The sequence below is a fragment of the Paenibacillus enshidis genome (assembly GCF_042136365.1).
Classification (GTDB): domain Bacteria; phylum Bacillota; class Bacilli; order Paenibacillales; family Paenibacillaceae; genus Paenibacillus; species Paenibacillus enshidis.
On the sequence record NZ_JBHHMI010000006.1, the window covers coordinates 107,272 to 119,827 of the forward strand.

Genomic DNA, 12,556 nt, shown 5'->3' on the forward strand with positions numbered 1-12,556 from the left:
TCACAGGCCTTTATGAGCCATTATTTTTGTCTTCTTTCTTTTTCTTCTTTTTGCGGTAAGCAGCAAATTCAACATAGTCGAGTATAAATACTTTTTCCTGCTCGGAAAGCTGAGCAATTTGGCAATTCAATTGCCCTAAATTGTCAAAAAAATAAGACTCCTGCTTTTCATTTACCATTTCACGATTCGGGGTACGGCCCATCATAAGCCAGTCCAAGCTGATGTCGAAAAAAGTTGCAATCTCAATCAGCTTGTTGGTGCCAGGAGTTGTTTTCCCCCTTTTCCAGTCTCCAAAGTTACCAGTGCTGATCCCCAGCTGCTGGCAAAAAGCCTTTTTCGTCATCCCTCTTTCAGCGATAAGCGCCTCAATCCGTTGATAAATCGATTTCATAAGATACCACCTTCCACCCAAACTTTACTTAAGATGTTTGAATCCGGATATGTATACTCAAATATTATAACATACGACATGGCAAGACCGTCCATATTCAATAATGAACGGTCTTTTTTCACCCTATTTTTCTTCATCCATCTGGTCCAGCTTGAGCAGAATCGTTTTCAGTTCATTCAAACAGCTGTTCATTCGCTCCAAATCTTTCTCTTGCAGTCTGGCCAGCCTTTCTCTAATTTCGATCATCAAGCGCTCACCTATTTCCCGGACCAGTTCGTCCCCCTGGCGGGTTATTTCGACCTCCACCACCCGCCTGTCCGTCTCGCTTGGCTTCCGGGAAACCAGGTCATACTTTACCAGCTTATCGAGCAATGGGGTCATATTGGGCCGTGAAATATTTAGCTGCTTGGAAAGCTCCGACACTGTCGAATGGCGCATTTCGTGCATAAGAAACAACACATGGTAGTTACTGTTCGATAGCGGAAGCGATGAGGTGGGAACCGGAGCCCCTTTCATCAACTTTTTTCTTATTAAAGGAAAAAGTCCCAACAGTCCTTCTGATATATTCTCCAGAAGATGGGATTTCATACCATTCACCATCATTTCTTAAAATTTCTTCCATATCCAATGAATCTTATTGTCCATATTATAACATTCGCTTGTATGATTATACTCTTTGTTTCGATTTTTTGTAAACGGAATTTAACTTCTCTAAATTTTACACAAAATTTGTAAAAGCAAAACAAAAATTCATCTCTATTACATTAGACTTAAAAAAGCCGCAAAAGTCGCTAAAATAAAAAAAAATCCGATACAATCGCAAACGATTGCACCGGATTCCTTGCACTATTATGCGGTAGAGAGGACTCGAACCTCCACGGGCGTACGCCCACTACCCCCTCAAGATAGCGTGTCTGCCATTCCACCACTACCGCACATGAATGAACCGTAGGGAATACTTTCACTTCGCTCGAGACTGCGATGTATTCCTATCGAAGCTTATGCTCCAACGAACCCAATGGATTCTCACCCCTGAAGCTTTAAAGAAAGCTATGACCCGTAGGGGATTCGAACCCCTGTTACCTCCGTGAAAGGGAGGTGTCTTAACCCCTTGACCAACGGGCCATATTGTTTTGTCATTCTCGTGACGACAAGATAGAGTATATCAAATAGAATACTGAGTGACAAGCACTATTTTTATTTTTTTAGAATTACATAAATTCATGCAGAACAGGTCAGAAATCATTGTAATTTCACTTACAAACACTTAAAATGAATTATAATCACTTACAAAGATCAAGCATTTATCTGTCGGGAGGCTCCCCATGTATCAAGAAGAACGGATGCAGCTCATTTTGGATCATCTCCAAACCAAGAAGCGGATTTCCATTGAAGAGATTTGCTCCCTGTTCGACGTTTCCCGCGATACCGCACGCAGGGACCTCGTCAAGCTGGACGAACAAGGGGCCATTATTCGCACCCGCGGCGGCGCCCTCCTGCCGAATCCGCTGCAGGACAAGATCGGAAATTACAAAGAACGGCTCATGAAGGTGTCTGAAGAGAAAAAGTCCATCGGCCGTGTGGCTGCGCATTATATTCGTGATGGAGAGCATGTCATCCTCGACTCCTCCACTACGGTGCACGCATGCGCCGAATTCATCGATCAGCAAAGCTGCTTTATTATTACCAACTCGATTAACCAGGCGGATGTTTTATCGGACAAAAAAGGGGTGTCCATCCACCTGCTTGGCGGCCAATTGGAGAAAGAGCACAGATATGTATATGGATCGACCGTCATTTCCACCCTGTCCAACTATTTTGTAGACAAAGCATTTATCGGTGTAGGCGGCATATCTGCGAGCGGCTTTACATCCGTTCATGATGAGGAAGGCATGCTGAAGCATCAAATGATGAAGCAGGCGCGTCAGGTGTTTGTGCTTGCCGATCATTCAAAGTTTGGCAAGGACTGTCCTTTTCGTTTTGCCGCTCTCTCTGAAGTCGATTTCATCGTGACCGACCGCCTGCCTGAACCTGACATGCTGGAAATGCTGCAGCGTCAAGGAATTGAGATCCTTATTCCTGATTTTAAAGATGAAGAGGAGCTGGAAGAAGTATGAAACTTATTGCTGTGGATTTAGACGGAACCCTGTTGAATGCGGACAGCCGCATCAGTGAAGTGAACGCCTCGGCCGTCCGGAAGGCGCAGGAAAGCGGACTTACGGTTGCGATCGCCACCGGCCGCGCGGTATACGATGTACAGGAAAAGCTGCGGGAATCCGGGCTGAACGCACCCGTTATCTCCGCGAATGGCGCAGTCGTTCACGATGATCAGAAACACCTCCTCACCTCCTGCCCGATGGACCGCAGTCAGGCTTTCTCCGTCCTGGCTTGGCTTGAGGAAAACGAATTTTATTACGAGATCATGACTGATCAGGCCATCTATTCGCCGCAGAAAGGGCATCAAATTTTAACGATCGAAATGGATCGGGTACTAAGCGCCAATCCTGATGTCACCTTGAAGGAGCTTATATATGCTACGGAGAAACAGTACTCGCAAGCTGGAATTGTACGGATCGCTTCTTATGAACACATCCCGCAAGAGGCTGAAATTTATAACATTCTCGCGTTCTCTTTAGAAGAACATAAGCTTGAAAAAGGACGCAGCCGCTTTCGCAACGATTCCTCATTGACCATGGTCGTGTCCTCGGATCATAACTTCGAAGTGGAGGATACCCGGGCATCCAAAGGCAATGCCCTCTCCTATCTGGCCAACCATTTAGGTATCCCCTTGGAAGAGACGGTCGCCATAGGTGACAGTTACAATGATATTTCCATGTTGACCTCTGCGGGCAAGGGTATTGCCATGGGCAATGCGCATGATGAGATTAAAGCCCTCTGTGACGAAGTGACTCTGACCAACATAGAGAACGGAGTTGCCCATGCCATTGAACGCCTGCTTAAAGAAGCCTCTCCATCTCCGTCGAATCCCTAAATGGTAAGGAAGCATCTAAATAGGTCAACCAGGAACTTCTGGTTGACCTATTTTGCAGGTGCTTTAAGATGGTGCGTAGCCAATACAGGGCAACATAAGCGAAGCTTTGGGGTAAGTAGGGGGATGCACAGAGCAGCGGAGAGAACGAAGCAATTCCGGACAAGCGGCAGCGTTCGCCTTTGGCCCCGAATTTCATCCACTAAAAAAATAATTTGAAATTTGGGGTCAACAGCGATGGGAGGAATGCTTCGTTCTCGGAGCGTCTCACAACAACCGAAAGGAGCGCCCTAGTCAGCCTCCATCACGAACGGGATGCCCAAAGCCGGGTGTTCCGTCCTCTTTCCAATGAAAGACCTGCGCCCGGGTATGGCGATTCGGATCGTACAGGGGGTCCCCGCTAATTTCTTTATAATTCCGCGCATGATAGATGAGCACATCCTCCCCCTCTTCATTTACGGTAAAGCTATTATGCCCCGGCCCGTATTGTGCCGTCTCCTCACTCGTCCGGAAGACCGGCTCCGGCTCCTTGACCCAGGAGGCGGCATCCAGCAGATCAGCATGTTCATCCGCCCACAGCAAACCCATGCAGTAGTTGAAATCGGTGGCGCTGGCCGAAAACGTAATGAAGATACGCCCGTTCCGCTTCAGCACAGCCGGCCCTTCATTCACTCTGAAGCCAATCACCTCCCAGGCATGCTCAGGCGTGGCGATCATCGTCTGCGGTCCTGTCAAAGTCCAGGCATTACTCATTTCCGATATGTACAGATTCGAATTGCCCTGAATGTCCGGGTCCTTCTGCGCCCATACATAATACCTGACTCCCCGATGCTCAAAGGAAGTGGCATCCAGAGCAAAGGATTCCCAGGCCGTCTTGACCTGTCCCTTCTCGATCCATTCCCCTTCCAGCGGGTTTGCAGATTCATTCTCCAGCACATACATCCGGTGATCGAACAAGCCGTCCTTCGTTTCCGTCGTGCGGGCAGCGGCGAAATAGATATACCATTTTCCTTCGATAAAATGGATTTCCGGAGCCCAAATATTCGCGCTGAGCGGTCCTGTATCATATTTGCGCCAGGCCACAACCGGCTCGGCCAGACTTAAACCCTCAATGGTGGCGGCACGTCGCACCTCAATTCTGTCGTACTCCGGGACAGAGGCCGTGAAATAGTAATATCCGTCCGTATGTCTGTACACCCACGGGTCCGCGCGCTGCTCTATCAGCGGATTGTGATATTTTTTGACCGTTTTCATATTCATAACTCCTTCCTAGAAAATCTGCACACTCTAACCTTTCACAGCTCCAGCCGTCATCCCGTCGATAAAGTATTTCTGAAAAGCCACGAATAATATAAAAATCGGGATGATGGAGAAAAACGAGCCCACGATCAGCAGATCATAGTTGTTCCCGTATGGGGTCAGCAGCGTTTTCAATCCGATCGGCAGCGTGTATTTGCTTTCATCGCTCAGAACCATGAACGGCCAGAGAAAGTTGTTCCAGCTGTTCATCCCGTTCAGGATGGCCATTGCCGCAAATGACGGCTTCATGATCGGAAGAATGAGGCGAATATAAATGCCGTACTCACTAGCCCCATCGACCCGGCCTGCTGCGATAATTTCCTTGGGCACTCCGCTCAGATACTGCCGGAAGAAGAAAATGGTGGCCGCGCTCGCGATACCCGGCAGAACAATGGCCGAATAGGTATTCATCATGCCCAGATTGTTGATCAGCGTGTACAAGGGCAGCAGCAATATTTCAAAGGGAACCATCATAATGAGCAGCACACAGATAAACAGAAAGTTTTTCCCTTTAAACTCATAAGCCGAGAAGCCGTAAGCCACCGTTGCGCTGATCAGCAGCGTCAGGACAACCTGCACAATCGTAAGCACCAGTGAATTAAAAAACCAGCTAAAATAAGCGTGATTGCCGGTAAACAAATAAATGTAGTTGTCAAAGTTCATGACAGACAGGTCGAACCTTAAATTCAGTCCGTACCGGATCAGCTCCTGGCCCGGCTTAAAGGAGGAAATAGCGATCGCATAAAACGGAAGTAAAATAAGGATACAGAGGGCCGTGAAAAAGACAACCAGAGTAATCTTGGCAAAAAGCCCCTTTCCCGTATTAAGCCCGTGCTCCCGGACAGCAGGATATGCATTTGGGGCAAGCTCCTTTTTCATTACCGATCCTCCTTTTTAAACAGGCCGGAAAACGCCAGCTGCGTCAAATTAATCAGCATCGTAATCGCCAGCAGTACAATCCCGACCGCCGCCGCATAGCCCAGATTGTTCTTCTCAATGCCCTGGCGGTACAGATAGCCGACGATGGTAAGGCCGATATTCTTCGGCGAATTGTTGCCGTTCCACAGCATCATGCTCTCAATAAACATGGCCAGTCCCGCATAGATACTGATCGTCACCACGTAGATGGTCGTTGGCTTCAGCAAGGGCATCGTAATCATTCTGAATTTCTGAAAGGCGGAGGCTCCGTCAATCGAAGCCGCTTCATAATATTCATCAGGGATGTTTTTGAGGCCTGACAGGAAATACAGCATGTTCACACCGGTCCATCTCCAGGCAGCCAATGCCAGCAAAGCGATAAACCCGGTGACCTGGCCTTTCAAGAACTTGACTGGCTCTACCCCAAACCAGCCCAAAACACTGTTGATAAGCGAACCGTCCATTTCCCCGAACATGAGCCGGAAAATCGTCCCCGCCACCACCACGGAGGTCAGCGCCGGAAAGAAGAAGGAGGACTTAAAAAATTCTCTTCCCCACATAAATTTATTGTTGATCAGAACCGCGAACAGCATCGGGAAAGGAATGAGAATCACCAAAGTAAGAACCATGTAGATGGCACTGTTAATGACAGCCTTCAAGAAGATGCCGTCCCCCATCAGCTTGGTATAATTGTCCAACCCTACCCAGCTTGCTTCCTGGCCGAGCGATATTTTTTGGAAGCTCATTTCAAAGGAGCTGAGCAGCGGATATACCCAGAAGACGGCGAAAACAATAACAAACGGCAGCACAAAGACGTAAGGGGCAACCTTCTGCGAGTACAGGAAATTTTTAATCACATCTCCCACTCCTTTCTTTAAAATCGAGCCGCTCTATGCAGAGCAGCCCGCTTCTGTCTCTCTGGTTATTGCAATTCCTGTTCGATTTGCGCCTGTGCATCATTCAGCGCTTCCGTGATATCCCTTCCGTCCTCAAATATTTCGTTCAACGTCACCGTACAGAGCACATTATTGATGGTTGGACTTGCAGATGTCGATTTGATCAGCCGGATTTCATCCTTGATCTCATTTAATACATCGAACGGATTGTTGATAAAATACTTTACAAACTCGTTGTCAGGGTTATGGGTAACCTCTTTCATATTCCAGATGTCCATGTTCACCGGATCAAACCCAAGCGTATTCCAGATTTCGATGTTCGCTTCCTTCGACAGTTTTGCGAATGCTACGAACTCCTTGGCTAACTGCACATCCTTGGCCGTTTTGGTAACGACTGTGCCGGTTCCGCCGCCGCCAAGCGATCTAGGCATGCCCTCTTCCATGACCGGAAGGGGAGCAAGCGCAATTTTTCCTGCCAAATCCGGCATATAGTTCGTGTAACGCGACATCATCCAAAGCGGCATAAAAATGGTCGCATAATTCCCGGAGTTAAACTCCCCGTATGCTTCTTCCGTATCAGGCTGTCCGCCGGCAATCGTCGCAAGAACATTGTTATCCTGCAAATCTTTTAAAACGGTAAGCCCCTTGATCATTTCCGGAGAATTCACTACTGGCTTGCCGTTGTCATCCGTAAGATCCGCTCCCTGCTGGGCCAGCATCATGGAGGACTGCCATAGCGCGCTGGTGTCGGCTGTAGCCATATACTTACCGGTCTTGGCATAAACCTGGATACCCGCTTTCTTGAAATCGTCCCAGGTTTTGATGGTGGTGTAATCCACACCGGCTTCCTTGAGAATTTCCGTGTTATAGAAAGCCACCGTCGCGCCTACATGAGTCGAAGCTCCGTAAGTTACGCCATCCTTGCTGTACAGATCAATCTGTGACTTTACGATCGTATCCCGGTACGGATCAATGACATCGTTCAGCGATTCCAGTTGGGGAGTTCCTTCCAGGAAATCAGGGAATTTGCCAATCTCAATATCGGCAATGTCCGGAGCGCCGGTACCTGTCTGCAGGGCAATCGACAGCTTGTTGTGCATGTCATCATACGGCATGACCGTCACGTTCAGCTTGATCTGACGGTCCGGGTTGGCTTCGTTCCACTTTGTCAGCATTTTCTCAAAATGCTTTCCATGCAGTTCAACAAAGGTCCAAAAAGAAAGTTCGGTTGCATTTTCGCCTGCACCTCCATCGAGAACTTCGTTTTCCCCTCCCGCACCCTTATTGCTTGAAGAGTTGCCACAACCCCAAAGGAATAAAACCATCGAAATTACCGTGAGCATCAAAAACCATTTTTTCTTCATGCTTGACCCTCCCTATGTAAAAATTCAATTGATTGTATCCGCTTACAGAAATAAAATAGCATAGAACGGAATCTGTTGTAAATAAAAAATATAAAATGGTTTATAAAAATATAAAATTATAATACTATTAGCAATGAAATCATAAAAATTCAGGATGAAAAGGTCATGATTTCACAGTTTAAATTCATTTTTTTCTAAAATAAACATTTGATTTTCGACTTTAGCACCTGTTTTTTCATCATTTTTCACACAAAAAGTATTGTTCATTTGCTTTTCAGGCAATTTAGTTTATACTTACCTAAAATAAAAAGTTTCGTGGAAGAGGGTACTGTATCATGATCTATATTAAGGACCTGATGAGCGGTATTGATATTTTCAAGGCGCTCAGCTCGGAAATTCGCCTGCAGATTCTGGAGATGCTGGCCAGCAATCAGGAGCTGAATTTAAATGAAATCGCAAGAAGACTCAACCTCAGCAACGGAGCTATTACCATGCATATAAAAAAATTGGAGGACAGCGGACTTATTGAAATCAACACCTCTGTCGGAAAGCACGGAATTCAGAAGGTCTGTTATTTAAACAAGGATAAGCTCATGGTTGATCTGCGCAGCAAGGACACCGACAATTTGTACGAGGTGGAGATTCAGGTGGGCCATTACAGTAACTATCAGGCTTTTCCGACCTGTGGGCTTGCAACCAAGGACAGTATTATCGGAGATTTTGACGATCCCCGTTATTTCGCGGATCCGCAGCGGATCAATTCAGGCATTATCTGGATGAGTGAAGGTTTTCTGGAATATCGTATTCCCAACTATCTGAAACCGAACCAGTCCTTCCGCGAAATCCAGTTTTCTCTGGAGCTGGGCAGCGAGGCTCCCGGTTATTCCGACAATTATCCTTCTGACCTGTATTTTTATATCAATGGCACGGAAATCGGCTATTGGACCAGTCCCGGGGATTTCGGTGATATGCGCGGAACCTTCAATCCGGATTGGTGGCCCCCTCACCTGAATCAATACGGGATGCTGAAGCTGATCCGCATCAACAAGGATGGCAGCTTTATTGATGGCTGCCGCATCTCGGATGTGACTTTGCAGGATATCGGGCTGGATTATAAAAGTGAGCTTACCTTCCGGATTGCCGTAGCCGACAAATCGGTGAACAAACGCGGAATGACGATTTACGGAAAAAATTTCGGCAATTATAATCAGGATTTATTGGCTCGTGTGCTTTACGATGAGCATTGGGTTGCGGAGACACGAAGCGCCTCCTTAACGATAAATGCGGATTGATGCGGATAACAAAAAAACCGTTCATTGGTGGAAGCCAACGAACGGTTTTTTCTGAATCAAAACGGAGAGAGAGGGATTCGAACCCTCGCACCACTTACGCAGTCTAACCCCTTAGCAGAGGGTCCCCTTGAGCCACTTGGGTATCTCTCCATACTGGCTCCCCGAACAGGACTCGAACCTGTGACAACTCGATTAACAGTCGAGTGCTCTACCGACTGAGCTATCAGGGAACATTCTTTGTTTTATAATTTATCATGATTGAGTTACAACGTCAAGGCGAAGAAGCTGCAGCTGGCCTGAGCACTTGCCGCAGCGGTAGCGGGAAGGATCCATTTTGCGTTTACGCAAATATTCCTGGCCACAGGTACGGCATAACAGCTTGTAGCGGAAAGGCAATTTCTTCGCCTTCTCCCTTCCGGGCAGCGCGCGGCAGTGTCTGCTTCCTCCTACCTTGGCAAGCAGGCGCTTGAAGTCCTCATCCCGGTGCTTGTACCCCCTGCCGCTTAAATGAAGGTGGTAATGGCACAGCTCATGCTTGATAATGCTCTCTACCTCTGCATGTCCGTATGCGGTCAACTGATGAGGGTTAATTTCGATATCGTGGCTCTTCAAAAAATACCTGCCTCCCGTCGCGGTCAGACGGGGATTAAAGATCGCTCGATGACGGAAGGGAGCGCCGAAATAATCAACAGATATACGTTCTACCCAGCGCTGTAGCTCTTCGTTGCTCATGGGCTGCATGACTTCCGGCCAACTCCTCTCCATGCTATATCACTATTTTGAATCATACCCCCTCCCCACACGGTTCTGTCAAGCATGTCTTTCTGGAACATATCAGGACGGTTGCCCATATGCTAACCATACATACGACCGAATGGGGAGGAGATTGTGTTGCCTCAATGGCTCAGAAATCAGTTAATGCGTGCTTTCAACAAAAGAGACCGCAATCAGATTCGCTTGTTGAACGACTGCTGGTTCTTCTACGTTAAAAATCCCGGTAAAACGCTGGAATCACGGAACGGCAAGACCGTCTGACCACCAAAAGAACAAGCCGGTGTCCCGAATGGACACACCGGCGAAATGATTTTTTCTGTGTTTTAGGAAAATCAGGAATGTGCCTGCTCTTCGACCGGCTCCTTCATCGTAAGACCGACTCTGCCTTTTTTCAAGTCCACGTTCAGCACCCAGACCGTGACGTTATCACCCACGGATACGACATCCATCGGATGCTTCACATATCCGTGCTTCAGCTGTGAAATATGCACAAGGCCGTCGCTCTTGATACCGATATCGACGAATGCGCCGAAATCAATAACATTCCGCACCGTTCCCTGCAGTTTCATGCCAGGAGTCAGATCTTCAATCTTCAACACATCCTTGCGGAATACCGGCAGCGGCAGTTCATCCCGCGGATCTCTGCCCGGACGCTGCAGGCTGTCCAGAATGTCGCGCAGCGTCGGCACGCCTACACCCAGCTTCTCCGCCAGCCGCTCCGGATTTTGAGCAGCCAGCAGGTCTGCCACCTGCCTGGAGCCGATCTCCTGCTGATCGATATTCATCTCCTGGAACAGGCGGTTTACCACCTCGTAAGATTCCGGGTGAATCGGGGTACGATCAAGCGGATTGTCTCCACCCGTAATGCGCATAAAGCCGACACACTGCTCATAGGTTTTGGCTCCAAGGCGGGATACCTTCTGCAATTGGCGGCGGTTGACGAATTTTCCGTTCTCCTCGCGGAATTTTACAATATTTTTGGCAATGGTCGTATTGATGCCGGCCACATAGGACAGCAGCGACGGTGAAGCTGTATTCACGTCAACACCGACATGGTTAACGGCGGATTCAACGACAGCTTTCAGGCTTTCTTCCAGATGTTTTTGGGAAACGTCATGCTGGTATTGGCCGACGCCGATCGCTTTTGGCTCAATTTTAACAAGCTCGGCGAGTGGGTCCTGCACCCGGCGGGCAATGGAAGCCGCACTCCGTTCCGCCACATCCAGATCCGGGAACTCCTCCTGGGCCAGCTTGGACGCAGAATAGACACTGGCACCCGCTTCATTTACGATCAGGTAAGACAGCTTGCTGCTCTTCAGTTCAGCGATCAAATCTGCGACAAATTGCTCCGTTTCCCGTGAAGCCGTGCCGTTGCCGATTACAATCAGCTCGACATCGTACTTGTCAATGAGTTCCTTGAACTTCTCGGCAGCTTCCTTCTTCTTGTTATTGGGCGGAGTCGGATACGTAACAGCCACCTCCAGCAGCTTGCCGGTATCGTCTACAGCTGCCAGTTTGCAGCCCGTACGGTAGGCAGGATCCACGCCGAGAACCCGCTGTCCCTTGATTGGAGCCTGCAGCAGCAAGCTGCGCAGATTGCCGGAAAAAATGGAGATCGCCTGATTCTCCCCTTTTTCCGTCATTTCCGCTCTTACCTCACGCTCAATAGACGGGGCGATCAGCCTTTTATATGCATCTTCAATGACAGCTGTAATCAAATGGTCAACGACAGACGGGCTCCTCTGGATCTGGCCGGCAATGTAGCGGTGAACCGATTCCGGTGCAACCTCCAGACTGACCTTCAGAAAGCCTTCGCGCTCCCCGCGGTTAATCGCCAAAATCCGGTGTGGCGGCATTTTCTTGGCCAGCTCACGATAGCTGTAGTAATTCTCATAGACAGACTCCGCTTCCGCATCCTTGGCTTCCGAGGTCAGCATGCCTTGGTCCAGCGTGTAGCGGCGCACCCATTTGCGGATGGTCGCATCATCGGCAATATTTTCAGCCAAAATATCCAGCGCTCCCTGCACCGCGGCCTCGGCAGTATCGACACCTTTTTCCGGGTCAACATAACGCTCTGCTTCCTGCAGCACATCGCCCTGCTTCGGCTGATTCCAGATCCATACGGACAGCGGTTCAAGCCCTTTTTCCTTGGCGACGCTGGCCCGTGTTTTGCGCTTCTGGCGATAAGGACGGTAGAGGTCTTCCACTTCCTGCAATTTGACCGCATTTTCGATGGCGCTCTGCAGCTCCTCCGTCAGCTTGCCCTGCTCCTCGATTATCCGGAGGACCTCCAGCTTGCGGTCCTCCAGATTACGCAGGTACTGCACCCGCTCTTCGATTTGACGAAGCTGGTTCTCATCAAGCTCCCCCGTCATCTCTTTACGGTAACGGGCAATAAAAGGAATCGTATTTCCTTCATCCAGCAGGCCGGTCGTCGTACGCACCTGCTTCAGGGACAACGACAATTCCTCCGCCACCTGCTTAATAATCCGTTCCTGACGCTTCTGCTGCACTTCATCAACTACATTAGACATGTAACCAAAACTCCCTCCAGCCCCATACAACGGAGCTTATCCATCATACTAACCCGATTGCAGCGGGCTGCAACTGCTTCTGTTTATGGCAAAAAAAGA

13 protein-coding genes and 4 tRNA genes are annotated in these 12,556 nt (G+C 48.6%); 4 read left to right on the forward strand and 13 right to left on the reverse strand.

From position 1 onward, the window contains the following. Positions 1-10 precede the first annotated feature (10 nt). From ACE41H_RS09285 to ACE41H_RS09305, 5 genes are all read right to left on the reverse strand, one after another. Entirely contained in the window at positions 11-391 is a 381-nt protein-coding gene (locus ACE41H_RS09285) for a helix-turn-helix domain-containing protein (RefSeq protein ID WP_375354944.1), read from the reverse strand. Between the two features lie 123 nt (positions 392-514). Further along, a complete protein-coding gene (locus tag ACE41H_RS09290) occupies positions 515-838 on the reverse strand; it encodes a MarR family winged helix-turn-helix transcriptional regulator (RefSeq protein WP_375354945.1) in 324 nt (107 codons plus the stop codon). 19 nt (positions 839-857) lie between these two features. Then, positions 858-1,013, reverse strand: a complete 156-nt coding sequence (locus ACE41H_RS09295; RefSeq protein WP_375354946.1) for a hypothetical protein — start codon at positions 1,011-1,013, stop codon at positions 858-860. Positions 1,014-1,243: 230 nt separating this feature from the next. Beyond that, positions 1,244-1,326: transfer RNA gene (locus tag ACE41H_RS09300), tRNA-Leu, on the reverse strand. Between the two features lie 118 nt (positions 1,327-1,444). After that, positions 1,445-1,516: transfer RNA gene (locus ACE41H_RS09305), tRNA-Glu, on the reverse strand. Positions 1,517-1,716: 200 nt separating this feature from the next. Between ACE41H_RS09305 and ACE41H_RS09310 the strand changes: the two genes are divergently transcribed. Beyond that, positions 1,717-2,508, forward strand: coding sequence for a DeoR/GlpR family DNA-binding transcription regulator (locus ACE41H_RS09310; RefSeq protein WP_375354947.1), 792 nt, complete (start codon positions 1,717-1,719; stop codon positions 2,506-2,508). Further along, on the forward strand, positions 2,505-3,383 hold the full coding sequence (locus ACE41H_RS09315; protein ID WP_375354948.1) for a Cof-type HAD-IIB family hydrolase: 879 nt from the start codon (positions 2,505-2,507) through the stop codon (positions 3,381-3,383). The genes ACE41H_RS09310 and ACE41H_RS09315 overlap by 4 nt, the downstream gene beginning before the upstream one ends. A gap of 291 nt (positions 3,384-3,674) precedes the next feature. Here the strand turns inward: ACE41H_RS09315 and ACE41H_RS09320 are convergent, their stop codons facing one another. The 4 genes from ACE41H_RS09320 to ACE41H_RS09335 form a co-directional block, all read right to left on the reverse strand. Next, complete coding sequence (locus ACE41H_RS09320) at positions 3,675-4,634, reverse strand: glycoside hydrolase family 43 protein (RefSeq protein ID WP_375354949.1); 960 nt, start codon at positions 4,632-4,634, stop codon at positions 3,675-3,677. A 33-nt stretch (positions 4,635-4,667) separates the two neighbouring features. After that, positions 4,668-5,558 carry a carbohydrate ABC transporter permease gene (locus ACE41H_RS09325; RefSeq protein ID WP_375354950.1) on the reverse strand — a complete coding sequence of 297 codons (891 nt, stop codon included), beginning with the start codon at positions 5,556-5,558 and terminating at the stop codon, positions 4,668-4,670. After that, positions 5,558-6,454 (reverse strand): carbohydrate ABC transporter permease, encoded by an 897-nt coding sequence (locus ACE41H_RS09330; protein ID WP_375354951.1) that lies wholly within the window; start codon positions 6,452-6,454, stop codon positions 5,558-5,560. Before ACE41H_RS09330 ends, ACE41H_RS09325 begins: the two co-directional genes overlap by 1 nt. 65 nt (positions 6,455-6,519) lie before the next feature. Next, on the reverse strand, positions 6,520-7,857 hold the full coding sequence (locus tag ACE41H_RS09335; RefSeq protein ID WP_375354952.1) for an ABC transporter substrate-binding protein: 1,338 nt from the start codon (positions 7,855-7,857) through the stop codon (positions 6,520-6,522). Between the two features lie 335 nt (positions 7,858-8,192). Between ACE41H_RS09335 and ACE41H_RS09340 the strand changes: the two genes are divergently transcribed. Further along, the gene (locus ACE41H_RS09340) at positions 8,193-9,149 is read left to right on the forward strand and encodes an ArsR/SmtB family transcription factor (RefSeq protein ID WP_375354953.1); all 957 of its coding nucleotides are present in this window, start codon (positions 8,193-8,195) and stop codon (positions 9,147-9,149) included. Positions 9,150-9,211: 62 nt separating this feature from the next. Here ACE41H_RS09340 and ACE41H_RS09345 read toward each other — a convergent pair. The 3 genes from ACE41H_RS09345 to ACE41H_RS09355 all read right to left on the reverse strand — a co-directional run bounded on the left by ACE41H_RS09345 (position 9,212) and on the right by ACE41H_RS09355 (position 9,881). Next, positions 9,212-9,299: transfer RNA gene (locus ACE41H_RS09345), tRNA-Ser, on the reverse strand. Between the two features lie 4 nt (positions 9,300-9,303). Further along, positions 9,304-9,379, reverse strand: a tRNA-Asn gene (locus ACE41H_RS09350). 22 nt (positions 9,380-9,401) lie between these two features. Beyond that, positions 9,402-9,881, reverse strand: a complete 480-nt coding sequence (locus ACE41H_RS09355) for a SprT family protein (protein WP_375355071.1) — start codon at positions 9,879-9,881, stop codon at positions 9,402-9,404. 159 nt (positions 9,882-10,040) lie between these two features. Here ACE41H_RS09355 and cmpA point away from each other — a divergent pair, with 159 nt between their 5' ends. Next, on the forward strand, positions 10,041-10,184 hold the full coding sequence (cmpA, locus tag ACE41H_RS09360) for a cortex morphogenetic protein CmpA (RefSeq protein ID WP_375354954.1): 144 nt from the start codon (positions 10,041-10,043) through the stop codon (positions 10,182-10,184). 71 nt (positions 10,185-10,255) lie between these two features. On the opposite strand, the gene ACE41H_RS09365 is transcribed toward cmpA, so the two are convergent. Then, positions 10,256-12,457 (reverse strand): Tex family protein, encoded by a 2,202-nt coding sequence (locus ACE41H_RS09365; protein WP_375354955.1) that lies wholly within the window; start codon positions 12,455-12,457, stop codon positions 10,256-10,258. Positions 12,458-12,556: the final 99 nt, after the last annotated feature.